15 protein-coding genes and 1 tRNA gene are annotated in these 25,577 nt (G+C 44.5%); 8 read left to right on the forward strand and 8 right to left on the reverse strand.

What is annotated here, in order from left to right; genetic code table 11:
* Nucleotides 1-15: 15 nt before the first annotated feature.
* Nucleotides 16-1,248: a M16 family metallopeptidase gene (locus X919_RS0109420; protein WP_028899898.1), complete on the reverse strand. Its 1,233-nt coding sequence runs from the start codon at nt 1,246-1,248 to the stop codon at nt 16-18.
* Between the two features lie 79 nt (nt 1,249-1,327).
* On the opposite strand from X919_RS0109420, the gene X919_RS0109425 reads away from it, so the two are divergent.
* The gene (locus X919_RS0109425; RefSeq protein WP_028899899.1) at nt 1,328-2,257 is read left to right on the forward strand and encodes a PfkB family carbohydrate kinase; all 930 of its coding nucleotides are present in this window, start codon (nt 1,328-1,330) and stop codon (nt 2,255-2,257) included.
* Between the two features lie 33 nt (nt 2,258-2,290).
* Here X919_RS0109425 and X919_RS0109430 read toward each other — a convergent pair whose 3' ends face one another.
* Nucleotides 2,291-2,830 (reverse strand): LOG family protein, encoded by a 540-nt coding sequence (locus X919_RS0109430; RefSeq protein WP_028899900.1) that lies wholly within the window; start codon nt 2,828-2,830, stop codon nt 2,291-2,293.
* A gap of 854 nt (nt 2,831-3,684) precedes the next feature.
* Here X919_RS0109430 and X919_RS0109450 point away from each other — a divergent pair.
* The 6 genes from X919_RS0109450 to X919_RS0109475 all read left to right on the forward strand — a co-directional run bounded on the left by X919_RS0109450 (nt 3,685) and on the right by X919_RS0109475 (nt 15,362).
* Nucleotides 3,685-6,819, forward strand: coding sequence for a SusC/RagA family TonB-linked outer membrane protein (locus X919_RS0109450; RefSeq protein ID WP_028899902.1), 3,135 nt, complete (start codon nt 3,685-3,687; stop codon nt 6,817-6,819).
* Between the two features lie 29 nt (nt 6,820-6,848).
* Nucleotides 6,849-8,711: a RagB/SusD family nutrient uptake outer membrane protein gene (locus X919_RS0109455; protein WP_028899903.1), complete on the forward strand. Its 1,863-nt coding sequence runs from the start codon at nt 6,849-6,851 to the stop codon at nt 8,709-8,711.
* Between the two features lie 24 nt (nt 8,712-8,735).
* Nucleotides 8,736-9,212, forward strand: coding sequence for a DUF5018-related domain-containing protein (locus X919_RS0109460; RefSeq protein WP_028899904.1), 477 nt, complete (start codon nt 8,736-8,738; stop codon nt 9,210-9,212).
* 164 nt (nt 9,213-9,376) lie between these two features.
* Entirely contained in the window at nt 9,377-11,185 is a 1,809-nt protein-coding gene (locus X919_RS0109465) for a right-handed parallel beta-helix repeat-containing protein (RefSeq protein WP_028899905.1), read from the forward strand.
* A 148-nt stretch (nt 11,186-11,333) separates the two neighbouring features.
* On the forward strand, nt 11,334-12,746 hold the full coding sequence (locus tag X919_RS0109470) for a Gfo/Idh/MocA family protein (RefSeq protein WP_028899906.1): 1,413 nt from the start codon (nt 11,334-11,336) through the stop codon (nt 12,744-12,746).
* Nucleotides 12,747-12,857: 111 nt separating this feature from the next.
* On the forward strand, nt 12,858-15,362 hold the full coding sequence (locus X919_RS0109475) for a glycoside hydrolase family 95 protein (RefSeq protein WP_051502492.1): 2,505 nt from the start codon (nt 12,858-12,860) through the stop codon (nt 15,360-15,362).
* Between the two features lie 636 nt (nt 15,363-15,998).
* Here X919_RS0109475 and X919_RS0109480 read toward each other — a convergent pair.
* The 6 genes from X919_RS0109480 to X919_RS0109510 form a co-directional block, all read right to left on the reverse strand.
* On the reverse strand, nt 15,999-18,110 hold the full coding sequence (locus X919_RS0109480) for a S46 family peptidase (RefSeq protein ID WP_028899908.1): 2,112 nt from the start codon (nt 18,108-18,110) through the stop codon (nt 15,999-16,001).
* Between the two features lie 101 nt (nt 18,111-18,211).
* A complete protein-coding gene (locus X919_RS0109485; RefSeq protein WP_028899909.1) occupies nt 18,212-19,711 on the reverse strand; it encodes an oligosaccharide flippase family protein in 1,500 nt (499 codons plus the stop codon).
* A gap of 39 nt (nt 19,712-19,750) precedes the next feature.
* On the reverse strand, nt 19,751-20,977 hold the full coding sequence (locus tag X919_RS0109490) for a nucleoside recognition domain-containing protein (protein ID WP_028899910.1): 1,227 nt from the start codon (nt 20,975-20,977) through the stop codon (nt 19,751-19,753).
* Between the two features lie 685 nt (nt 20,978-21,662).
* Nucleotides 21,663-22,478, reverse strand: a complete 816-nt coding sequence (locus X919_RS0109500) for a CPBP family intramembrane glutamic endopeptidase (RefSeq protein ID WP_028899911.1) — start codon at nt 22,476-22,478, stop codon at nt 21,663-21,665.
* A complete protein-coding gene (locus X919_RS0109505; RefSeq protein WP_028899912.1) occupies nt 22,465-23,418 on the reverse strand; it encodes a bifunctional riboflavin kinase/FAD synthetase in 954 nt (317 codons plus the stop codon). The genes X919_RS0109500 and X919_RS0109505 overlap by 14 nt, the downstream gene beginning before the upstream one ends.
* A gap of 178 nt (nt 23,419-23,596) precedes the next feature.
* Nucleotides 23,597-23,670, reverse strand: a tRNA-Asn gene (locus tag X919_RS0109510).
* A gap of 158 nt (nt 23,671-23,828) precedes the next feature.
* Between X919_RS0109510 and X919_RS0109515 the strand changes: the two genes are divergently transcribed.
* Nucleotides 23,829-25,499 carry a S41 family peptidase gene (locus X919_RS0109515; protein WP_028899913.1) on the forward strand — a complete coding sequence of 557 codons (1,671 nt, stop codon included), beginning with the start codon at nt 23,829-23,831 and terminating at the stop codon, nt 25,497-25,499.
* The last annotated feature ends 78 nt before the right edge of the window (nt 25,500-25,577 follow it).

Consider the following 25,577-nt stretch of genomic DNA (forward strand, 5'->3'; position numbering starts at 1 on the left):
CAAATGGTGGAAAAACTATTTATAGATGAGTGTTGTGAGTTGTCGCTCCTGCATGATTTCTTCTGCTACCGTCTGGATACTTTCGGGCGTAACAGCATCAATATGGCGATAAAGTGAGGTGATATCACGCTCCCAACCATAATGCAAATAGCTCTTTCCAAAATCTAAAGCAAAGTTCTCTTTGTTGTCACAAGCAATACCTATTTGTCCCTTTAACTGCCGTTTCGCTGCGGCAAGTTGTCGTTCTGTCAAAGGTTTGTCAATCATTTTCTGGAGTTCCCTCTTGGCTAAACGCATACATTTACATAAGTCTTCGTGATCGCAGCCGAAGTAAATCGCCCATAAACCTGCATCATCATAGTTCACCATGGTACTCTCAATGGTGTAGACCAAACCATGCTTCTCGCGCAAACTTTGATTGAGTCTTGAGGTCATTCCAGGCCCACCTAATATGTTGTTTAAAAGGTAAAGGCTCATTCTCTCTTCTTGATGAATGCTATAACTCCGATGTCCTAACATCACATGAGCTTGATGTGTCCCTCTTTCTTGCTCAATCCCGCGGGGAGAGTAGTGCTGTAAAGGCTTCTGAACTGTTGGGTGAATAATGGGCTTAGCAATAGGAAAATCGCTTGTAGCTTGCTCTAATAACTTTACAACATGTTGAAAATTGATGTCGCCCGAGATAAAGAATATGCTGTTTTCTGGGCGATAATATTTTGCAGTAAACTTGCGAGCACTGTCGCTATTAAACGATTTTACCGTTAATAGTGAGCCTAAGATGTTATGCCCTAAGGGGTGTTCGCCGAACAAAATATTCTCAAATTCATCATAAATCAAATCTGCAGGCGAATCATTATAACTCTCGATTTCATCGCATATCACATCAATTTCCTTGTCGAGTTCATTCTCAGGGTAGACCGAATGAAATACCATGTCGGTCAAAAGATCAATGGCTTGTGGCGTATGTTCTTTGAGAATGGCCGCATGAAACACCGTATCCTCTTTGTTGGTAAATGCATTTAAATCGCCACCCACACGTTCTAAAGCATTGCTAATAGCCCAGGCACGCCGCCGTTTTGTACCCTTAAAGGTTGCATGTTCGCAGAAATGAGCTAACCCCCATTGTTGGATTTGTTCATTGCGCGAGCCTACATTGATTTCATAACCGCAATAAACAACATGTGAAGAAGTGGGGAGATGGATGATTCTTAGCCCATTACCAAGGGTGTAAGTGTTGTATAAATTCATAGCGCAAAGTTACTTAAAAATTTGTATTTTCTACTGAATTCCCTTATATTTGCAACCCAACAATCAGTCATAAAAGCATATGCGTAAAGTCATTGGTATAGGAGAAACAGTTTTAGATATTATCTTTAAGAACAATAAGCCTGTGAATGCAGTGCCTGGAGGTTCGGCTCTTAATGCAATAGTCTCTTTGAGTAGAGCCGGGATTTCTACCCATTTCATCGGCGAAGTGGGGCATGATCGGGTAGGAAGTCACATTCTTGATTTCCTAAAAGATAATCATGTTGGCGTTTCCAAAATGGAGATTTCGCCCGAAGGACAATCCCATTTGTCGTTAGCTTTCTTAGATGAGGAGAACAATGCAGACTATTTGTTTTATAAAGACCATGTCCATGATTCGTTTTCGATGGCCTATCCTGAGATAAATCGCGATGATATCGTGCTTTTTGGCTCATTCTTTGCGGTGAACCCTATCATACATGCCGAGGTAAATGAGTTCTTAAAGTTTGCCCAACAAAAGGGGGCTATTCTTTATTATGATGTTAATTTTCGCCCATCTCATCGGCATGAGGTGATGAAAATTACTCCTAATTTTATTGATAATCTCGAACTATCAACCATTGTTCGTGGTAGTCATGAAGATTTTGAGGTGCTTTATAAGCAGACAGATGCTGCAAAGGTCTATCAAAATCAGATAAAATTCTATTGTAAAAACTTCATCTATACGCGTGGAAACAAGCCCGTTTCCGTGTTTGCTATACCCCAATTCCAAAAAGATTACGAGGTTCCGCCGTTGCAACCCGTGAGCACCATTGGTGCAGGAGATAACTTTAATGCAGGCATTATCTATGGTTTGCTGAAAGAGCATATCACATTGCACCAAATAGAAGAAGGGCTATCGGCTGCGCAATGGGATGCTTTGATAGGCTATGCACAAGCTTTTTCAGCCGCATGTTGCCAAGACATTTATAACTATGTGAGTGAAGCATTCGGCCAAAAAATGTCGATGTAATCGGCACTTTCTAACCATTTAGCTGTTTTTTCGTTACCCCATATCTTGCAAAAGCGTGGCGATGTCGGTTAAGTTGCTTGCCGTTTGGATATAGTCTTGCCATTTTCCACGTATCATTTGTTGGGCTTGTAAGTCGTCAAGTAATTTAATCAACGGATTGAAAAAGCCCTTCATGTTATAAAGGATGACACGTTTTTGGTGATAACCAATCGTTTTACTGGCAGCCACGGTAAACACTTCGTCGAGTGTTCCAATGCCTCCTGGCAAGGCAATGAGCACATCACTCTTTAGCAAAATCAAGTCTTTGCGGTCGCTGAGATTGTCACAAGCAATGTTGATATCTACGTAATCGCTCACTCTTCCACCTTGTTCGATGATGCGAGGAATAACTCCTATGGTCTGTCCGCCATGCAAATGCACCGCTTTCCCGACGCATTCCATAAGCCCACAATTACAACCTCCATAGACAATCGCATGGCCTTGCGAGCCAATCCATGCGCCTAAGGCCTCTGTTTCTGCAAAAAAGTCGGCATCAATCGTGTTGTTTGCCGAGCAAAATACACCTATCTTCATTCCACAAATTTACAGAAAAATGTGCAAGAACGAATTTTCTTTATCTTTTTTTGATAAAAGAATGAGTTTGTGTCATGCGCATGTTTCACCCCCATATTGGTGCATTTATTGGTCAACGTGGGAATCTTGACAGGGCAATTGGTACAGTGCTGTTGCACGATACTTTCCCAGCTATTTTGTCACTTGAATACTATCATCAAGCCATGGAATAGCGATTGCCAAACAATATAGCATAGATTGTTTGACAAAGAAGCCCACTTTACGTTACAATTCAATAGAGATTGTAGAACGATTTGGTCTATATTGCTGCACGACTTGCCCATCATTGTTGTGCAAGTACGGATAGAGTGTGTGCGATGGGAGATTTGTTGTGCTATGATTGATACTCTTGCGGTAGGGCAGCTACACTACATTGTGGACTAATGTGCATGGTGTTGCGACTTAAGCTATGCGCCAAAAACCTCTATTTTCAGCAAAAAGCTGGTGTTAATTGTTTGGTCTGGTGGGCAAAAGACGTCTATTTCCAATCTTCAGATTTACACAAAAATGTGCAAAAGTATAACTTATTCATCTTTTTTTGGATGAAAAATTTGGTTATTTCAAAAAAAAAAAAATAGCTTTGCCAACAGTTAATAAAGATTACTAACTACAAACAATTATTGATGAAGTTCCTGGAATTACGCATTAGAGACATGGAGTCTCCGCCATGAATGGATGCCTTTGAGGCATGCTATTTGATTGGTTGTTCACAAGATGTCGACGATGTTGTGCCCCCTTCTGATATGAAAAATGCTGCTATCAGCTATTAAATGCTATTAACAAAACAATTCAAATATACTTCTAATATTAAATCTATGAACAAAGACCCTTTTAAAGTGGTAAGTGCATTGCTCCTTTTTGCAGGACTCACCCCGTGGAGTTTCCCGCTGATGGTGCAAGCAAGTGTTGCTGAAGTGCATGCACAACAGCAAAGTAATGTATGTAATGGTTTGGTAACCGATCAGCATGGTGAACCCATTATCGGTGCTTCTGTCGTCATCAAAGGTACGACAAAGGGCTCGGTAACAGGTTTAGATGGTGAGTTTAGTATTGCAAATGCTTCAAAAGGTGCCACGATTGTCATCTCTTATATTGGCTATGTGAGCCAAGAAAAAGTGTGGAACGGAAAAGCCATGAAGGTTGTTTTAGAGGAAGATTCCAAAGCCTTAGACGAGGTGGTTGTCGTGGGTTATGGTACTACTTCCAAGCGAAAAACAACCTCAGCCATCTCACAAGTGAAGGCAGAAGACATTGCAAAGGTTCCCGTTCCCAACATCACACAGAGCTTAGCGGGCCGTGCTCCAGGCTTGATAGTTACGCAATCGGGAGGCGGTGTGAATGCGAAAGCCTCGGTTTCTATTCGTGGTGGCGGCACACCTTTATATGTGATTGACAATGTTATCTGCGAACAACGCGACTTTCAAAACCTCAATCCCGAGGACATTGCACAGATGTCGATTTTGAAAGATGCCTCGGCTACAGCTGTTTATGGTGCACGTGCGGCCAATGGTATTATTATGATTACCACCAAAAGCGGTGAAGCAGGGAAACTAAACATTGATTATAGCTTCAATTATACGATGAGTCAGCCAGCCGATTTGCAGAAAAAGGTTGATGCTTTCACGGCGGCATCATTCGTTAATCGCGGCTTACAATATGATGGAAGAGCACCACAATACACCGCGCATGACTTGGAATTGTTCCGCAATGGCACCGACCCTCAAGGACATGCTAACGTGGACTGGCAGAAGGTTACTATGCGCAATGTTGCGCCAGAGATGCGACATAACCTCATTCTTTCGGGTGGAAGTGAAGCGATAAAGATTTATACTGGTTTGGGATACTATCATCAACAATCTATCTATAAGGTAGATTCTCACCACATGAACCGTTATAATTTCCGCACGAATTTGGAAGCTAACCTCAAGAAGATTGGCTTAAAAGTGGATGCGGGAGTAGATGCTTATATCGTGGATTTCAAGGAGCCTTCGACGGCAAATGGGCGCGGATATTACACCACTTGGTCGCACATTCAGAACAAAAAGCCGTGGGAACCAGCCTATAATCAATTTGGACAAATCTATGGAGGGACAACAGATAATGCGCTTATTGACATCAGTAATCAGGGCGGTTACTTCAAACAATCGCAGTCATCTGTGCGTGGTCATCTCAATTTAACATGGGCTATACCTTATATTAAAGGTTTGAGTGTAAGGTCACTATCAAGCTATACGCTTGCCAATGATCGGAATAAGTCGTGGAATAAATCGGCACAAGCCTATGATTGGGACGGCAATCCGTTGACGGCAAACAAGCCCAATCTGTCGAAAAATGTGTATGCTCATCAAAACTTCAACCAGCAACTTTTTGCCGATTACACCCATACTTTTAAAGAGTTGCACACCCTTGGAGCTACACTTGGTATTGAAGCCAGCGGACAAGACTACGACAATTTGGGCGGTTCGCGCAAAGAATATATCTTTGATGTAGACCAAATGAGCGCCGGTCCGGCCGAAACAATGGAAAACTGGTCGTCAGAAGGTGTGGGTTATCGGCGTGCTGCCGTGATTGGTCGTTTGAAATACGACTACGCTTCACGCTATATGGTAGAGGCAAACCTGCGTTATGATGGCAGTGATTTCTTCCCTAAAGGGCAACGTTGGGGTGCTTTCTTCTCGGGATCAGCCGCATGGGCTATCTCAGAAGAGGCTTTTTGGAAGAAGTTTAAGATGGATAAAGTGCTCGAACATTTCAAACTTCGTGCTTCGTATGGTGAGATAGGGCAGGACTTTTTGGACTTGAATGGTGATGGGTCTGCCGATCGTTTTGCCTACGTTTCATCCTATACGCTCTACACACGCGGTGCCTTTTTGGGTGGAAAATGGCGTCCAACGTTCTATGAAGGTGCATTGATTAGCCCCGATATGACCTGGTATACGACAAAAGATTTCAACATTGGTGTTGACTTTACCAGCTTGAAAGGACGGCTATCAGGCTCATTAGATTACTTTGCTAAGGTGACAACAGGTTATCTTGCCACACCTTCTAATGTGGGTTATACGGCACCTTTGGGTAAAAACCTGCCCGTTGTAAAATCGAATGGTGAAAGCATTCGTCGCGGATTTGAATTCATTTTGCAATGGAGAGACCATATTGGCGAATTCAATTATGGCATCTCTGGCAACATGACTTATTATGATGACCGATGGAATGTGAACCCCAATGAAGCAGAAACGAATTTGAAAAATCCTTATAAGCGCAGCACACAAGCAGGTGCTTATACGGGTGTTTACTATCGGAACTTAGGTTATTACCAAGATTATCAAGACGTGTTGAATAGTCCTAAGCGCAATGGTTCAACCAATTTGATGGCTGGTGATTTGAAATATTACGACTTTAATGGCGACGGAAAGATTGATGGTGACGACCAAACGCGCATGGGGTCGGGTACAAGTCCTCGTGCAAACTTCGGCTTAAACGCTGATGCAAGCTATAAAGGTTGGTCGTTTAGCATGCTTTGGCAGGGCGCAACCAACTACAATATCTATGTCGACAACATCTTAATGGGCGGCAACAGCAACTATCTTCCTGTGATTTATGATTTCCAAAAAGACATCTGGTCGCCCGAAAATCGCAATGCATTGTATCCTCGGCAACATGCTTCCCCAGGCTTTAATGGTAGTAACAACTTTGTGGGAACCAATTTCTGGCTTGTCGATGCCTATTATCTTCGCCTCAAGAGCATGTCGATAGGTTATGATTTGAAGCATAAACTGTTGAAGCATGTAGGCTGGATGACGAAGTGTAACCTCTCGCTTAGTGGGTATAATCTGTTGACGTTTAGTCCTGCAAAGAAGTGGGGTTTCGATCCAGAGTCGGGCTCTAACGGAAATGGTTATGGCTATCCTATCTCACGCGTTTACACGATTAGCCTCAACATCGGTTTCTAATTATTCATTTATTTTACGACATTGAATTTATGACAAACTATAAATTGATTCTTTCTGCCTTATTACTTGGTGGATTAAGTCTGCAAAGTTGCAACGACTTTTTAGATACAAAGCCCACTGAAGGCTTTCCCGAAACAACCGTTTGGCAAACACAAAGCACCGTAGATGCTTTTGTTGCAGGCAACTATGCCTATGCTTATTCTCCCTATGAAGCATTTGCTACTTGGGATAACACTTTCAGTAACAACATGATTAACTGCCGTGCTGCTTGCTCAGGTGAGGCACGTGGCTTGATGGAGAATAACTATGGATGGGGCTTAAACACGCGTTTTGATGACATTCGCAGTTGCAATCTCATCATAGAGAAGATGGCTTCATCCTCTATTCCGCAAAATTATCGTGACCAATATACGGCAGAAGCAAAGATGATGCGCGCCATGATTTACTATGATTTGGCACGCAAAGGTGGGCGCTTTATTTGGGTTGACCGCGTATTAAAGCCTTCCGACGAGTTTAATCTCCCGCTAACGCGCGATATTGTTGAAAGCTATCAGCACGTATTAACCGATATTCGTGAGGCTATTCCTGCGCTTCCTACGCAGGCAGTTAGCGGTCGTTTGACGAAGAATGCCGCCTATGCTTTCCTCTCAGAGGTATGCCTTACGGCCGCAGCTTATACCAATGATGCTACTGCTTTGCAGGTGAATGGCAAGAGCTTGTATCAGGAATCGGTTGATGCTGTGGACGCTATTACCAACGTATCTCTCGATGCAAACTATGAGAATATGTTCAATGAGAAGGGTGCATACAGCTCACCTGAGATTATTTTAGCACAGTATTGGAGCAAAGATGTGACCAATGTTTCGCAGACAGACATGATACATTTGCTCCCCAACTTGCTCAATAGTAACCTCAGTATTACGGGATGTGGTCCGCTGTTTCATCGCGCAGACATCTTCGAATGCTGGTTGGATTATACGCCAAGTCAAAACCTTGTCGATGCTTATTTAGTCATAGACCAAGCAACAGGTAAGGCCGTTCGTTGGGATCAGAGTTCACAGTTTGTGAACAACACGCGTCCTTTGTCACGCGCTGAGGCGATAACGAAGATTGAACATAAGGAAGAAGCTGAGTTTAATGGTGGTGCTTTCTTCAAAGCTTTTGAAGTAACAACACCGGGAACGAGCATCAGTGACCTCATGTATCAGCACAGAGACAAACGTTTTGACGCCTCTATCATACACGATGGTTCTGTGTTCTTAGGTGAAAATATCACCACCTATTCTCACGGAAACATGAGCCGTTGGGCCACACAGCGCTATGCTGCGAGCCACGTTCCATTGACAAATTACAGCATGCGCAAGTATATTTACACCGAATGGAGTCCTCGTCCGTTCTACAATGTGATGACCGATTATCATAAAGTAATTTTCCGTTATGGGCGTTGTCTGCTCAATAAGGCCGAAGCATTGTTGCGTTTGGGCAGAGTTGCCGATGCGGTTACCACCTTCAACCAAACGAGAATGGTGCATGGTGGCTTGCCCGCTTCCACCGCAACTACGCTGGCTGACGCTTGGAAAGACTATAAAATAGAACGCCGTGTGGAACTTTTTTGGGAAGGAGACTGGTATTTTAGCCTGCTTCGTTGGGGCAAGTATGGACACGAAGCCAATGATGGTAAGGCACCGGGAAGTGTGATTGACGAACTCACTGCGCCTGCAACGTTTATCGAAATCAAAACCGATCGCACGGCAGCTTACGTGGGTAATGTGCAATTATCCAACGACCAGCGCACGTTTGACACCCGTTCTTACCTCTTCCCCATCACAAAATCTGTGATACAAGCCAATTCAGCTATCAAAGATACCGACCAAAATCCTGGTTGGGAATAATCACATCATTCAATTTTTTAGGATATGAAACAAATAAAATCACACCTTTTCCTTCTTCTGAGTCTATTATTTAGTATCTTTGCGTTGAGCGCATGCAGTTGGGAAGACCTCCCTTCTTATGAAGAAGCCAATATCAGTGCCGTGCAATTCTACTATCGTTGGGCCAGCAATGTGAAGGATCCTATCACGCAAGAACCTATCGTTAAGGAGGTGCGTTTGAATACTACTTCTGTGGTAGATGCTGATGCTGGCACGATAGAAGCTACGGTAACGGTTCCTGCTGCATCGGGTGATTTCACGACAGCCGTGCGCAATCAAGTGTCACAGCACCCGCTTTGGGCACAGGTAACGGTGTCAACTGCCGCACGCATCACGCCTGTTGATGGCGCGGCAGCCTTGGGAACACCCGATGATTGGAGCCAAGCGCGTAAGTTTAGTGTGAAAGCTGCCAACGGGAACACCAAGATTTGGAAGATTAAGATTGTTCAGTTCACAAGATAGTTCTTACTTGGTTCCATATTTAGAAAGCGCAAAAGGGTGGCTGTAACATGCTGATTTTTCTACAAATGGTATGTGAGCCGCCCTACATTATCTCTTTAAAGCACAGGCAATCCGTTGCAATCCTTTCGGGCAGATGTAGACAGACAGCATAGAAAAAATGTTTTATGAAACAGATAAAATTAGGTTTAGGATTATGGTTGTGTCTCTTAGTATATGCCCTGCCAACACAAGCGGCACCTCATGACACCTTGTTTGTGGCTGATTATGGCGTGCATCCCGACACACATGAAGACCAAACGGCACGTTTGCAACAAGTGATTGCCGATGCCAAGCGATGGAAAAGCCGCGTAATGGTGTTTCAATCGGGTCGCTATGACCTATGGCCTACCGAGGCAACGCGCAAGGAATATTATATTTCGAACACGTCTTCGGAGACCGAATGCCCCTCAAAAGTAAAAACCATTGGGCTGTTTCTGGAGGATATGGAGGGTTTAACCATTGAAGGAAACGATGCAACGCTCATGTTTCATGGCAAGATGACGATGCTCACTTTGGCACATTGCCGCAATATGCGGTTGCAAAACATTCATTTTGACTTCGAAAGACCGGGCGGTTCTGAACTCACTTATCTCAAAGTTGATGCACAAGGGGTGACTGCACGCGTGCATCCTGATAGCCGATACATCATTGTTAACGGCCGAATGTCATGGGTGGGTGAAGGCTGGCGCACAAACTATCCGCATTGTATTGAGTACAATCCCGAAAACCATCATTTTGAATATAGCAAAGGGTGGGAAATTCTTTCGCAAGCAAAAGCTACTGAATTGTCGCCAAATGTGGTGCACTTTACCACACAATATGGTAGAGATTTTCAACCAAATCATACGATAACGGTGCGCGATATTATACGTGACCAAGTGGGGATGTTTTTGTTTGAGAGCCAAAATATTACTTTTCGCAACATCGGTGTACATTATATGCATGGGTTAGGCATCGTAAGTCAGTATTGTCGCAACATCACTATGCACCAAGTGCAGTGTGCTCCGCGCAAAGAGAGCACGCGTTTGTTGGCCTCTTCGGCCGACTTTATGCACTTTTCGGGTTGTAGTGGTAAGATAAGCATTGACAGTTGCCGGTTTGTTGGGGCACAAGATGACCCCATTAATGTGCATGGAACGAACCTACGGGCGGTGGAACGTGTGGACGATTACACGCTGCATCTGCGTTTTATGCATCCGCAAAGCTATGGTTTCCAAGCGTTCTTTGCCGGCGACACCGTGGCCTTCGTGCAGGCATCAACCATGCTTCGGTATGCTGAAAATGTGGTGAAAACGGCACGATTGTTGTCGCCGCGCATCATGGAAGTAACGTTTTTGCGTCCCATTCCCAAGACCCTTCAATTACAAAGTGATTGTGTGGAGAACCTCACTTGCACGCCCGAAGTGGAAATTAGCCATTGCTATTTCTCACGAACCAGCACGCGCGGAACCCTTGTCACTACGCCACGACGCGTGATCATCCGCAACAACACCTATGATTATACAGGCATGAGTGCCATACTGATAGAGGGAGATGCCTCGGGATGGTATGAATCTGGCCCAGTGAAAGATGTGCTTATTGAAGGCAATCGCTTTGTGGGTTGTGCCTATAACGGACATCCTGCTCATGCCGTGATTGCTTTAAATCCGTCGAATACGGTGGTTGATGCGCACCATCCCGTGCATCAAAATGTGCGCATCATCAACAATCATTTCGTCACTTTCAGCAATCCTGTGCTCTATGCCAAGAGCACTTCGGACTTAGTTTTTAAAGGTAATGCGATCGAAGAAAGCTCATCTGTATCAGAGAAAACATTAAAATGGTTTATCTTTGATGGTTGTAATCGAGTCCTTATTCAGCGCAATCGCTTTCCAATTCCATTCACATCTCGTGCTGTTCAGTTTGCTAACATGAAACCAACGTTTACAAAATAAGTGGGATAGCGATTGTGAAAAGGAAGCGATTTTATAGATAGTGATTAAAGTGTTATTATACATTAAAAGACAGAAAATTAATAATGAAAGAATACGTAATATAAAAGGTTTGGTTGTTTATAATTAAAAAAGTTCCTTTTAATGGCTTATGAAAAAAAGATTATCATTCATTTGTGCCGCAATTGCATTCTTTAGCTTTGCGGCTTCAGCTGTAACAGCTCAGCAATTGGACAAGAAGTATGCGCCAATTGAAGTAGTAACTCCCGCACGTCCTGCCGGACAACAAGACGTTATAGGCCTTACCGCCCCCAAATTGAAAACCGTTCGCATTGGTGTTATCGGTTTAGGTATGCGTGGTATCGGTGTTATTGAGCGCTGGGTGCACCTGCCCGGTGTTGAAATCAAGGCCATTTGCGACTTGGTTCCGAAGAATATTGAACGCGCACAAAATGAACTTGTAAAGGGAAAGTTCCCTAAAGCTGCCGTTTATACCGGTAGTGAAGATGCCTGGAAAAAGCTGTGTGAGCGCAAGGATATTGACTTGGTTTACATTGCAACCGATTGGAAACACCATGCACAGATGGGTGTTTACGCAATGGAACATGGTAAACATGCTGCGATAGAAGTGCCTGCTGCCATGACTTTAGATGAGATTTGGCAGCTCATCAACACATCAGAACGTACCCGTAAGCATTGCATGCAGTTGGAAAATTGCGTGTATGATTTCTTTGAAATGACCACACTTAACATGGCCCAACACGGTTTGTTTGGTGACATTCTGCATGTAGAAGGTTCGTATATCCACAATCTTGAGGAGTTTTGGCCTTATTATTATAATAACTGGCGCTTGAATTATAACAACGAATATCGTGGTGATGTGTATGCTACACATGGCTTAGGACCAGCTTGTCAGTTGCTGAATATCCACCGAGGTGACCGCTTAAAGACGCTTGTTGCTATGGATACGAAGGCCGTTACAGGCCCTGAATTGGCGAAGAAATATGGTGTTGACGACCACAGTAAGCCTTTCCAGAATGGCGATCACACGATGACTTTCATTCGAACAGAGAATGGAAAGACCATTCAAATTCAGCATGATGTGATGAATCCACGCCCCTATAGCCGCATGTATCAGCTCACAGGAACTGATGGTTTCGCGAATAAATATCCTATTGAGCAATATTGTTTCCGCCCAAAGCAGCTCAAAGACAGCGAAGTTCCCAACTTAGAGAACTTGAATATGCACGCTGCTGTGCCCGAGAATGTGAAGGAAGCCTTGATGAAACAATATAAGCATCCCATCACAAAGATGTTGGAAGAAGAGGCTAAAAAGGTGGGTGGCCACGGCGGTATGGACTACATCATGGACTATCGCTTGGTTTATTGCTTACACAATGGTCTGCCTTTGGACATGGATGTCTATGATTTGGCAGAGTGGTGTTGCATGGCTGAGCTTACAAGATTGTCGATAGAAAATGGCAATGCGCCTGTAGCTGTGCCCGACTTCACGCGCGGTGGCTGGAAAAAGCTCAATGGTTTCCACCATGCTATGGCCGAATAAATCATTTTATTTAGCATATAGATTTTCATATATTAATAGTTTGAACTGCTGATAGCAAGTGCTTTTAAGCTTGCTTCAGCAGTTTTTTAAGTTTAAAATCAGATGAAAACAATGACGAGAATGGCATACCCAGTTCGTGTTTCCACCCTGTTTTTCCTGTTTTTTAGCATCCTTTCGGGGCATGCTGGAAATACTATTAAGCAGCGACCACTACATATTTGGTTTGACACGCCGTGCACATTAAAAGGTAAAGCCGTGTGGTATGGGGGACGACCAGAGATGTGGAAAGGAGAAAACAAACCCGAATCGGCAGGTGATACTGCCAAAAATCCCGACGAAGAGTGGGAGTCGGCCTCATTACCCATTGGTAATGGCAGCTTAGGGGCAAACATTTTGGGGTCGATTGCCGCAGAACGTATCACCTTAAATGAAAAGAGTTTGTGGCGCGGAGGGCCTGGAGTGAGTAGCGATGCAAGCTATTATTGGAACGTCAACAAGCATGCTGCACCTGTACTTAAGGCCATTCGGGCGGCCTTTTTGGCAGGCGATAAAGCCAAAGCCGACAGCCTAACGCGTAAAAACTTCAACGGCTTGGCAGCCTATGAATCGTATGCAGAGAAGCCTTTCCGCTTTGGAAACTTCACCACCATGGGCGAATTGACCATCGAAACGGGGCTCAATGATGCACAGATTAGTGGCTATCGACGCGAATTGTCTTTAGATTCGGCGCGCACATTGGTGCAATTCGTGCACGATGGTGTGCGTTATGCACGCACGGCCTTTATCTCTTATCCCGACAACGTAATGGTGCTGCGCTTCAAGGCCAATGCTAAAGGCATGCAGAACCTGTGTTTTCACTATGCGCCCAACCCTGTTTCAACAGGCAAGATGCAGGCCGATGGTACCAATGGGTTGGTGTATCGCGGTGCTTTAGACAGCAATGGCATGCAGTATGTGGTGCGCATTCAGGCGGTAACACATGGTGGAACGATCGAAAACTCGGGGCAAACGCTGACGATAAAAGGGGCTGATGAGGTGGCTTTCCTCATCACGGCCGACACCGATTACCGCATAAATTTCAATCCTGACTTCCATAATCCCAAAACTTATGTGGGTGTTCAGCCTGAAGTAACTACCGAAAAATGGATGAAACAAGCTGCGGAAAGGGGATATGCACAGCTGTTTCAGCGCCATTTCAAGGATTATTCTCCTCTCTTTCAGCGGGTGAAATTGCAGCTCAATGCGGCGCAAACGAACGATAAAGATGTGCCCACTGCACAGCGTTTGGCAGCCTATCGTAACGGCGCTACCGACAATTATTTGGAGGAACTCTACTATCAGTTTGGGCGTTATCTGCTCATTGCCAGCTCGCGTCCCGGCAACTTACCTGCCAATCTGCAAGGCCTTTGGCACAATAATGTCGATGGTCCGTGGCGTGTAGACTACCATAATAATATCAATGTGCAAATGAATTATTGGCCCGTGCACACCACAAACCTCAACGAGTGTGCGTTGCCTTTGGTCGACTTTGTGCGCACATTGGTGAAGCCCGGCGCTGTAACTGCGAAGGCTTATTATGGTGCACGCGGATGGACCACCTCGGTTTCGAGCAACATTTTCGGCTTCACTGCCCCCCTTGCAAGTGAAGATATGTCGTGGAATCTTTGCCCAATGGGTGGCCCTTGGCTTGCTACTCACTTGTGGGAATATTATGATTTCACCCGTGACAAGCAGTTTCTGCGCAGCACACTCTATGACATCATTAAGCAGAGTGCCAACTTTGCGGTGGATTATCTGTGGCATAAGCCCGATGGAACTTACACTGCGGCACCTTCAACTTCACCCGAACATGGGCCTATTGACGAGGGAGTAACCTTCGTACACGCCGTTATTCGCGAGATTTTGCTTGATGCTATTGCTGCCAGTAAGGTGCTTCAAGTGGACGAGGCTGCTCGCAAGCAGTGGCAAATGGTGCTGAAGAAGTTGCCTCCTTATCGCATAGGACGCTATGGTCAGTTGCAAGAATGGTCGGAAGATATTGATGATCCCAATGATCATCACCGCCATGTGAACCATCTCTTTGGTTTGCATCCCGGCCACACCATTACGCCTTCCACCACACCAGCCTTAGCAAAAGCCGCACGAGTGGTATTAGAACATCGGGGAGATGGTGCTACTGGTTGGAGCATGGGATGGAAAATTAACCAGTGGGCACGCCTACATGATGGCAATCATGCTTATCTTTTGGTGCGCAATTTGTTGAAAGATGGCACACTCAACAACCTTTGGGACACGCATCCTCCCTTCCAAATTGATGGTAATTTTGGTGGCACTGCAGGCATCACCGAGATGTTATTGCAAAGCCATACAGGCTTCATCGATGTGCTTCCTGCGCTGCCTGATAGCTGGAAACAAGGCGAAGTGCGTGGTCTTTGTGCCCGCGGTGGCTTTGAAGTGGGGCTGAAGTGGCAGCAGGGCATGTTGCAATCGGTAGTGATTAAGTCGCTGGCAGGCGAACCTTGTACACTTAACTATCGTGGGAAAACATTGCGTTTTGTCACGAAGAAAGGCCAAACTTATGTGGTTTCATGGCAAAAAGGGAACTGGAAACGATAGTCTCTATATTCTTTTACTTGAAATAGTGTTTGCAGTAATGCTGCAAACACTATTTTTTTGTTTTGCAATTTGTAGCGTTATTGCAGGCTTTAAAACTTTTGTTTTTGTGTTTTGAGGTATCACTGTAGGCACACTCTTTTTATTTTCTCGTTTGCTGTGGTGCTGTGAGCACTCTTTTTTGTGTCTTATGATTTGCAAAATTACAGTGAGTCTCCATGTCTTTGTTGTGCTCTTTGCAGCATGAGTGCGAGTATTCAAGTCCTCGATTTTGACAGCTTTTGATGTGGGTTATGCTGCATTCTTTTTCTGGTGGTAGAGTGTAGTGTGAGTGGTTGCGAAATGATTTGTGCGGTTTTATGGAGTAATTGCATAGAGATTACACTATAAAAACATAGTGTTTATGAACTTATTTAGCCCACTTTTTGTTATCGGTGTGCTATCTGTTCGAAGCCTTGCGTAGTTATCTTCAGGTATCAAGATTGTTTTTGTTTTCTAAGCGGTGGAACTTCCTTAATTATAAAGACTAAAAAAGGGCGTAACCCAAGTGAGGTTACGCCCTTTTGAATATGGATTATGCTACATAGATTGTGGCATTCTTTCTCGTATTTTATGGCCATGTCATGGCTTTATACATTTTTATTTTGCATTAATCTCTTTGATTAAGCGGTTGGCATGCCCCCATTTATCCATCATGAAAAGCATGTAGCGGATGTCAACACCTATGCAACGCGCTAAGCGATGGTCGAAGTTGATGTCGCTACTGAGGCTATCCCAGTTGCCATCGAAGGCTAAACCCATGAGTTGTCCCTTGCCATTAAAGATGGGAGAACCCGAGTTCCCACCTGTAATATCGTTGTTGGTAAGGAAGCAAAGTTGCAGCTTCCCCGTGGTTTTGTCTTGATAAGGACCAAACGATTGAGCGCTCAACAGTTGCTGCATGATAGGTTCTGCCTTATAATCGAACACGCCTTTGTCACCGCGTTTCATCTTCTCTACAAGGCTTTCTGCCGTGGTATAGTAGTTGGAAATGTGCCCACCGAGGTCATAACCACCCACTTGTCCGTAGGATAAACGCATGGTAAAGTTGGCATCGCTATAATGAGGTTGATCCTCTTCCATGCGCAGTTTGGCTGCACAAAGATACTGTTCTTGCAGCTCGATGCTGTCGGTTGGTGCAGCCAATTCGCGGTTGATGCGGTTGCGCAAGGCGTTGAGTTCTTGACCATATTGCAAGCCTGCATCCTTGGCAATGTTGGCTTTTGTGAGGTAAACCTTAGCCCCCTTCTTCATCAAGGCCGAGGTGTTCCACAAATAATCAACATATTTTTGGTAGTTGCCACCAAATTTTTGGTCGATGGTTTTGTAGAAAGCGGGCAGATATTCGGCAGCGATTTGCGCGCGATAGTTCTTCAACAACGTGGCTTGCACTTCGCGATCGAGAGCCGCATCCCACGTGTTACTGTTGTCATCAAAGGTCACATAGGGCGCTTTGGCCGTGCCTTGCTTCTCCTTTTTGAATGCCTTCAGCGCACGGTCGCTCAGTTCATTGGTGCGCATAAAGGTTTCGTTGAAGAGCGTTGCCGCGCGACGTGCATTGAAACGCTTGGCATAAAGCGCTTTCAAGGCATTGAAATCGAGCTTGCCTTGCAGGTATTTTGTCGAGTCTTGCCAACGCTGTAATGTCGCTTCATAGCGTGCTTTTTGGTTGATGATTCCGATAGAATCAATACATTTGTTCATGCCAATGGAGTTTTTCCAATAGTTAGCACTCTGCGCAAACTTGCTGTCATACTTGATACGCACGGCCTCATCGGCACGCATGTAGCGTGTCATCACCTCCTGTTTCACACCTCTTACCTGTGCTCTTGGAGCGTTAATGGCATCTCTTCTTTCGCGAATGCCATAGCTTGAAAGGTAGCGACTGGTGCTGCCGGGATAGCCCATGGTCATGGCAAAGCTACCCTCTTTGTAGCCTTCTAAGCTCACTTGCGCCCAATGTTCGGGATGATAGGGCACGTTGTCCTTGCTGTAAGGCGCCGGTTTATTGTCCTTATTGGCGTAGATTCTGAACACACTGAAGTCGCAAGTTTGGCGCGGCCACATCCAGTTGTCGGTCTCTCCGCCAAACTTTCCCATCGACTTTGGGATGGTGAACACCAAGCGCACGTCGGGAAAATTGCGATAGGTGGTGGCATAATATTGGTTGCCTTCGTAGAACGCATCAACGTTTACATAGAGTGTAGAGTCTTGCTTTCGTGCCGCTTTTGTGTAGGCATTCTCCAACGAGTCGAGCACACGTGCCTGTGATAGCTTGCTCATCGTGGCAAAACCTGTTTTCATCACCTCAGCTGTGATGTCCTTTTGACTCACCATGAAGTTCACAAAGGTGCGCTCGTTGGGCAGCTCTTCAGCGAAACTCTTGGCCACAAAACCATTCAACAGGTAGTCGTGTTCAACGGTAGAATGCGAGCGAATGGCCTCAAAGCCACAGTGATGGTTGGTGAAAACGAGACCGTCGGGGCTCACAACCACGCCCGAACAATGCCCTGAGAAATCGACAACGCTGTTCTTAATGGCGTCTTTGTTTGCATAGAGGTCGCCGTAGGGCAGTTGAAAGCCCTCGGCTTGCATCTGTTGATACACAGCTTGTGGAAGATTATAGAGCGTCCACATGCCTTCGTCGGCATGCAAAGGAGCTGCTAAAAGCAGCAATGCGGGTAGCAAGTGCCACCATCTTTTTTTCTTCATATCTATGATTTTATTAAATGATTTGTACGATATTGCTGAATAATTTGCGCGATATTGTGCCACAATCTATGCGATATTACGGCACAATATGGGCTATATTGTCAGACCTTGGATTTGAATTTATTTTTAATTTTGACGAAACTTTCAGCCGAAAAGTTGCGCTTCACGATAATCACCACAAAGCAACCAACGAGCAAAGTGTTGACAGTCAAGGCGCCGAGCATCGGCAAACGGGCGTTGCTCAGGCTGATGAGTGCAAACAAAGCTGCAGCGATGAGCGTATAGAAAGCAATGTCTTTAAGCGGATAGCGAATGGGATAGTACTTTTGTCCGAACGCATAGCTCAGCAACATGCTCACACCATACGATGCAAATCCCGCCCAAGCGCAAGCCCAATAGCTGAAATAAGGGATGAGCAACAGGTCGACTCCGATGAGAATCACAGCACCGATGCCCGAGAAATAGGCTCCCCAAATGGTTCGGTCGATGAGCTTATACCAAAAACTGAGGTTGAAAAAAATGCCAAACATAATCTCAGCGGCCATCACAATCGGCACAATCTGCAACCCTTCCCAATAGCTTTTGCCCACAATGTAGCGCAGAATGTCCATGTAGGCCATCACAGAGAGGAAGGCCAGCAGGGTGAAAATGATGTAGAATTTCATCGCTTTGGCATAGGTTTCCTTGTTGTCGTTATCTTTAGTTTTGCCGAAAACAAAGGGTTCATAAGCATATCTAAAGGCCTGAGTGATGATGACCATGATCATGGCTAATTTGATACAGGCGCCATAAATGCCCAATTCCATGCGTGCTTCCTGCGCATTGCCGTTGTACATCCATGGAAAGATAATCTGCGAAGCCGTTTGATTCAGCTGCCCGGCTAAGCCCATAATGAGCAGCGGCCAGGTGTAGTTGAGCATGCGTTTGCAGGTGGCTTTGTCGAAAGGAAAGCGGAAACCTTTCAGCTCTTTGCCCAAGAAAAACAGGGTGATGACGCTGCCTGCCAGCTCAATCCAAAACACATAGACCACATGAAGACTGAAATTCTCGTCATAAAGCCCGAGGAAATTGATTTTGAAATAGGGAAAGACAACCAAATAAAGCAGCACACCTACGATGTTCACGACGATGCTGATGAGGCGGATACTCACAAACTTCACGGGGCGATGTGCATAGCGCAAATAGGCCAAAGGGATGTTGATAAAGGCATCTATCGCCACACATGCGCCCATAATCATGATGAATTCGGGGTGGTCGGGATAGCCAATGCCGTCGGCAATAGGATGCAGAAACAACGCCACGAGTGCGATAAAGAGCACCGAAGTGGTGGCCACTAATCGCAAGGTGGTGGCATAAACCTTCTCGGCATCTTCGCCTTGGCGGTTCATAAAGCGGAAGAAAGTGGTCTCCATACCATAGGTTAGGAGGATGATGAGCAAGGCCACGTAGGCATAAATGTTGGTGATGATGCCATATTGTCCGCCCGCTGCGTTAAACTTTACCGTTTCTATGGGCACCAGTAAATAGCCTATGAAGCGGGCAGCAATACTGCTCAAACCATAAATGGCGGTGTCTTTTGCTAATGATTTTAAATTGGCCATGTCATGAATGTCAATAAAAGCATAAATCGTATGATGATGTTAGAACATCAAATAGGCGATGAAGATTGCCGCAAGCACACCAATAAGGTCGGCTAACAAGCCACAAGCCACCGCATGTCGCGTGTATTTGATGTTGATACTACCGAAATAAACGGCAAGAATATAGAAGGTGGTGTCGGTTGATCCTTGAAAGATACAACTCAAACGTCCCACAAAACTGTCAGCTCCATAGGTCTTCATGGCTTCCAACATTAGTCCTCTTGCGCCGCTTCCGCTAAGGGGTTTCATAAAAGCGGTGGGCAAAGCATCGACGAAATCGGTAGGTAGTCCGCAGGCATGGATGCACCATGCCAAACCAGAAAGGAACATATCCATAGCGCCTGAAGCCCGGAATACGCCGATAGCCACGAGCATCGCCACTAAATAAGGAATGATTTTTACAGCTGTAGTGAAGCCTTCTTTAGCCCCTTCTACAAAACTATCGTAGACATTCACACGCTTCACTACGCCTGCAAGAATAAAGATAAGGATGATGGTTAGCAGAATCATGCTGCCTCCGACATTGGCAATCCTCTCCATAGTCTGCTGATCCATGTGACTAAAACTCCAGATAACGAAACCCACAAAGGCAATCATTGCACCTAAGAATGCTAATAACACGGGCTGAAGGAGATTAATTTTTTGCCATATTGCCGTGATGATAATGCCTGCAAGTGTGGCAATTGTCGTCGCCAAAAGGATGGGAACAAACACGTCTGTGGGATTGTGTGCACCATAGGTAGCACGATATCCCAAAATTGTTGTGGGGATAATGGTGAGGCCACTGGTGTTTAATACCAAGAACATAATCATGGCATTGGTCGCAGTATCTTTCTTTTCGTTGAGTGTTTGCATCTGTTGCATGGCCTGAAGACCAGCAGGAGTTGCTGCATTGTCTAAGCCCAACATGTTAGAAGCCATATTCATAAAGATGCTACCCATGGCTGGATGGTTTTTTGGAATACCAGGAAAGAGCTTTGAAAACACTGGACTAAGCATGCGAGCCAGCACGTTTACTGCGCCAGCACGTTCGCCAATGCGCATTATGCCCAACCACAATGCTAAGATTCCCGTTAGTCCTAACGAAATTTCAAATGCATTTTTGGATGAATCAAAGGTAGCTTCTACAATCTTTTGGAAGAGCGTTGCATCGCCCATACATAACCCAATGATTGCGAAAATGAATGCAACCACGAAAAACGCCACCCAAATATAATTTAAAACCATATCGTATGCAAAGGTAAATGAAATCAGCTATATAAGGAAAGAAAATATTAAAAACCTATGCTTTTCAGTGCGATTGGAGCATAATTCATAAGCCTTTGAGGTTGGATAAAACCATAAAACATGATTTTTTTAATGCTATTTTCGTGCATTTATGGTGCCTTTTCCTTAAAATCAGTGCCTTTTTCTTTGTTATCTCATGTGGAATATTTATCTTTGCAGCGAGGCTTTTCCTGCAAAAATTAGGAGGAACAGGTGTAAAGTAGCTTGTCTTGAGCCCAATTGTTTGACGGCTTTTTTAGGAAATCCTCATGAAAAGAGGCGACAGGGAAAACCTAAATGGCATATAAAAAGTGCACTTGCACACGATAATATAGAATGAGTAGACATTCCTCTAACGATGCGCGGCATTTGTTTCGAATGGAAATGAAAAATCGTAAGCGTAGAAAGAAGTTAGCCAATCTTTTGTTTTGGGTAGCTTGTATACTATGCATTTGTATGTGCATAGTATGCTTCTTCCTCTATTTGCATCCCGATTTATAATCTATTCTGGGTCTTTGCTTACAGCTTTTGGTGTGTGGATGATACGCCATTCCCTTCTTGTCCCCCAGAAGAGGAGAACGTTCTTTGGAGTATAGCAGGGTGATTGATACCTACGAATGTTGGAGGTAATAGCAATAACAGCTTGTTATTGCTTTGTTCTGTTATGCACTTGTAGCAAGGAAGGAATAAGGATACAGAGCGAAAAGACGATATAAAGCAACATGGTTTGTGTGCTTCCGTTGGCCAATTCGCGTAAAGAAGCATTCTCATAGCCTGGCATGATATTGGCTAATAAGTAAACAATCGAATTGTTGACCCAATGAAATGCAATGCCAGGAATGATGCTTCGGGTGCGCATATACAACCAACCTAAGAATAACCCCATGAGAAAAGCATGCACGCCTTGTGCAAAATTCAGATGAATGAGGCCAAAAAGCAAGGCTGAAATGGTGATGGCTATCCAAGGATTGGTGGGAGAACACACCGCTAAGAGGCGGCGAAGAATGGCACCTCTGAATACAATTTCTTCAGCAAGTGGAGCAAAGATACTGATGGCTACATAGCCTAAAGGTTGGTGCATCATGCGTGTAAACATCACTTGTAGCTGGATTGGCAACTCGAACGGCAGCAAATTTTCGAAAGCCATGGCAGGAATAATCGCGCCAAGGGCAATGCATAGCACCCAGAACAACACACCCCAAGGACGTGATTGCACATAATGTCGGGAGACAGGTGTCCACTTTCGCCAACAAAACAGCACGGCAAGCAGGGCGCTACCCACGATATTTGCTACTATGGTGAGCGTGAGATCCGTCGCGATGAGTGTTTGTAATTGTGTGAAAGGAAGCCCTTTGTAGAGTAAAAAGCCAATGGCAAGCGCGATCGCTACGATGAATTGTGTTGCGATAAACAACACGATGTAGAGCGTAATGTCGAGCACTAATTTCTTATATGGATTCATATTTGGGTTGATTTGTAAAGAAATTGATAATCATTTCACGATCTTTTGTGAGCTGTTTCGCCAATTCTGGCGCATTTCTGAACTTCTTTTCGGCGCGGATACGCTCATAAAAAGCCACGCTTAACGGCTTGTCATACAGGTCATTTGCATAGTTAAAGATGTTGACCTCGATGCTCTTTGTTGTGCCATCAAACGTGGGACGATAGCCGATATTCATCATTCCGTCATGCCAAGTAGTTGAATCGGGGCATTTAACGCGCACAGCATAAACACCATTTGCGGGCAGAAGTTGCTCTATACTCGCCGGAATAAGGTTGGCAGTAGGGAAGCCTATGGTGCGACCTTGCTGGAAACCATGCCCCACTTTCCCGGTAAGAGTGTAAGGATAACCTAAGCATTCATTGGCAAGTGCAACTTCTCCTTCATGCAAAAAGCTGCGAATGACCGATGAACTAATCTTGATACCTTTATATATATAGGGCTGGGTAGGCAACACTTCAATTCCTAAATCTTGCCCATAGCGTACATAGTCATTAAAATGCTCGTTGTTTTTTCGGCCGAAATGGTTATCGTAGCCCATGAGAAGTGTCTTGACCTGTAATTGTTTCTGCAGCACTTGTTGCATGAAATCATGAGCCGAAAGTTGTGCCATTGTTGCATTAAAAGGCAAAATGGCCACGCTATCAATGCCCGTTTTAGTCAGCAATTGCAGCTTTTCATCAAACGTTGTGAGTAATTCGGGGATGTAATCGTGTTGCAAAACACGACGTGGATGTTGATCAAATGTAATGGCTACCGACCTCAACTGGCGCTCTTGTGCGGCAAGAGCTAACTGCTTAAGCAAGAAACGATGTCCCAAATGTACACCATCAAAGAAGCCTATTGTGGCAATAGCAGGCACATCCGACACGATATCTTTATGTAATAGAATGCTATCCATATTCTTTTTTATACTTGCAAACTTACGCATTTTTTCTGATATCGACATGGATTAATGTTCATTTTAGTCCATTTTGAGCTCCTATAACCTTTTCTTTATCGTTAAATTTTTCAGTGGTTTGAGGTTTAACCCGAATAAAAAATAAGTGAGAACCCTTGAAAAGGATTCTCACTTTGTGCGCTTCAAGATGGGCTTGAACCAACGACCCCCTGATTAACAGTCAGGTGCTCTAACCAACTGAGCTATTGAAGCCTGTGCAAAGAGGTTGCCCTGAATTGCGTTTGCAAAGGTAAATGCTTTTTTCTGAACTACCAAATTATTTGTAGAAAAAAACAAATCAGATGTGATTTTTATGTAAAACACAGCTTGTGTTGTAAGTTTTTACACATTAATATATTACTTTTGCTGGCATGAAGAAACGTGTATTGTTTTATATGTTGGCAGTGTTTTGTTTGCCTATGGCAGCGCAAAACACCAAGAATCATAATTTTGAAGTAGCGAAAAACCTTGAAGTGTTCAATGCTATTTATAAGAATTTGGACTTGATGTATGTGGATAAGCTTTCGGCAGACACTGTTGTTGGGACGGCCATTGAGGCAATGTTGAGCTCGCTTGACCCCTATACTGAGTATTATTCTGACGCACAATCGAAGGATTTAAAGATGATGGTTACGGGCAAATATGCTGGTGTCGGAGCTTTGATTCGCTATAGTCCGAAATATAAGAATGTGTTTATAGAAGAGCCTTATGAACATATGCCTGCGGCAGAAGCGGGGTTGCGCAAGGGCGATTTGGTGTTGGCTATCGACAAAGAATCGATGGAAGGCAAACAAACATCGTATGTAAGTGATAAACTTCGCGGTGATGCTGGCACCTCATTTGTCATCACTGTGCGTCGCCCTTCCACGGGAAAGGTGTTGAAATTGCGGCTCACTCGCCGTGCCATCAAGCTGCCTTCCATCCCCTATTATGGGCTGCAAAACAATGGCATTGGTTATATTAATCTGAATCAATTCACTGAAAATTGTGCACAAGATTTCCGCAATGCTTTTATTGATTTGAAGCAACAGGGCGCCAAGAAATTGGTTATTGATTTGCGAAATAATGGCGGAGGTTTGGAAAGCGAGGCCGTAGATATTGTTAATCTCTTTGTTCCCAAGGGAGTAACTGTAGTGTCTAATCTTGGAAAGTTGCCACGATTGAACCATGCTTATCAAACGAAAAATGAGCCGCTTGATACCCTTATGCCGATAGTAGTGTTGGTGAATGGCAACACAGCCAGCGCAAGTGAAATCACAAGCGGTGCGCTTCAAGATTTAGATCGTGCGGTGGTTATGGGCACAAAAACCTTTGGCAAAGGACTTGTTCAAATGACAGTCGATTTACCTTATCATGGTAATTTGAAGCTAACTTCACAAAAATATTATATTCCCAGTGGGCGTTGTATCCAGGCTATCAATTATAATCGCAGACGAATGGGAGGAGATGCGCAGACCCCTGATTCGCTATTGCGTGTTTTTCACACGCGAAATGGACGTGAAGTGCGCGATGGTGGAGGTATTCAACCCGATGTAGAAGTGAAGCCCGATACGGCCTCTAACATACAAAGTTATCTCATGACAGTGGTCGATTCCACAGAAACGGTGTTAGATTATGTCACCCACTATCGGGCTACCCACGACAAAATAGCAGAACCTTCAGCGTTTGAATTGTCGGATGCTGATTATGAAGCTTTTAAAAAGCATGTGCTATCGAGTGGTTTCAAATATGATGGCGTGAGCGAAAAGATATTGGCCGAACTCAAGAAAACAGCCGTATTTGAAGGTTATTATGATGGTGCAAAGGCCGAGTTTACCGCACTTGAGCAGAAGTTAAAGCACAATGTGGCAAAGGATTTGGACTATAATCGTGAACGGATTATGCAGGCTTTGGCAGGCGATATTGTAACGATGTACTATTATCAGCGCGGTGGTGTTGAATATTCGCTAAAGCATGACAAGCAAATGAAAGCGGCAGAGACATTGTTAAACAATGAAGATGCTTATCGAAAGGTCTTAGCTCCAGCGAAGAAACGAAAGTAGTTGTATAACAAGGATATAAAGAAGGTTTTATAAAATGCAGCATATTGTCATATAATATGCTGCATTTTTCTTTATAAT

Source organism: Prevotella sp. HJM029 (assembly GCF_000599605.1).
GTDB lineage: Bacteria > Bacteroidota > Bacteroidia > Bacteroidales > Bacteroidaceae > Prevotella.

Bases quoted from the DNA above. Each gene is read 5' to 3' on its own strand.
- X919_RS0109420 (WP_028899898.1), bottom strand. From the start codon at position 1,248: ATGAATTTATACAACACTTACACCCTTGGTAATGGGCTAAGAATCATC.
- X919_RS0109490 (WP_028899910.1), bottom strand. From the start codon at position 20,977: ATGGTTTTAAATTATATTTGGGTGGCGTTTTTCGTGGTTGCATTCATT.
- X919_RS0109470 (WP_028899906.1), top strand. From the start codon at position 11,334: ATGAAAAAAAGATTATCATTCATTTGTGCCGCAATTGCATTCTTTAGC.
- X919_RS0109465 (WP_028899905.1), top strand. From the start codon at position 9,377: ATGAAACAGATAAAATTAGGTTTAGGATTATGGTTGTGTCTCTTAGTA.
- X919_RS0109425 (WP_028899899.1), top strand. From the start codon at position 1,328: ATGCGTAAAGTCATTGGTATAGGAGAAACAGTTTTAGATATTATCTTT.
- X919_RS0109450 (WP_028899902.1), top strand. From the start codon at position 3,685: ATGAACAAAGACCCTTTTAAAGTGGTAAGTGCATTGCTCCTTTTTGCA.
- X919_RS0109455 (WP_028899903.1), top strand. From the start codon at position 6,849: ATGACAAACTATAAATTGATTCTTTCTGCCTTATTACTTGGTGGATTA.
- X919_RS0109505 (WP_028899912.1), bottom strand. From the start codon at position 23,418: ATGGATAGCATTCTATTACATAAAGATATCGTGTCGGATGTGCCTGCT.
- X919_RS0109460 (WP_028899904.1), top strand. From the start codon at position 8,736: ATGAAACAAATAAAATCACACCTTTTCCTTCTTCTGAGTCTATTATTT.
- X919_RS0109500 (WP_028899911.1), bottom strand. From the start codon at position 22,478: ATGAATCCATATAAGAAATTAGTGCTCGACATTACGCTCTACATCGTG.
- X919_RS0109475 (WP_051502492.1), top strand. From the start codon at position 12,858: ATGACGAGAATGGCATACCCAGTTCGTGTTTCCACCCTGTTTTTCCTG.
- X919_RS0109515 (WP_028899913.1), top strand. From the start codon at position 23,829: ATGAAGAAACGTGTATTGTTTTATATGTTGGCAGTGTTTTGTTTGCCT.
- X919_RS0109485 (WP_028899909.1), bottom strand. From the start codon at position 19,711: ATGGCCAATTTAAAATCATTAGCAAAAGACACCGCCATTTATGGTTTG.
- X919_RS0109430 (WP_028899900.1), bottom strand. From the start codon at position 2,830: ATGAAGATAGGTGTATTTTGCTCGGCAAACAACACGATTGATGCCGAC.
- X919_RS0109480 (WP_028899908.1), bottom strand. From the start codon at position 18,110: ATGAAGAAAAAAAGATGGTGGCACTTGCTACCCGCATTGCTGCTTTTA.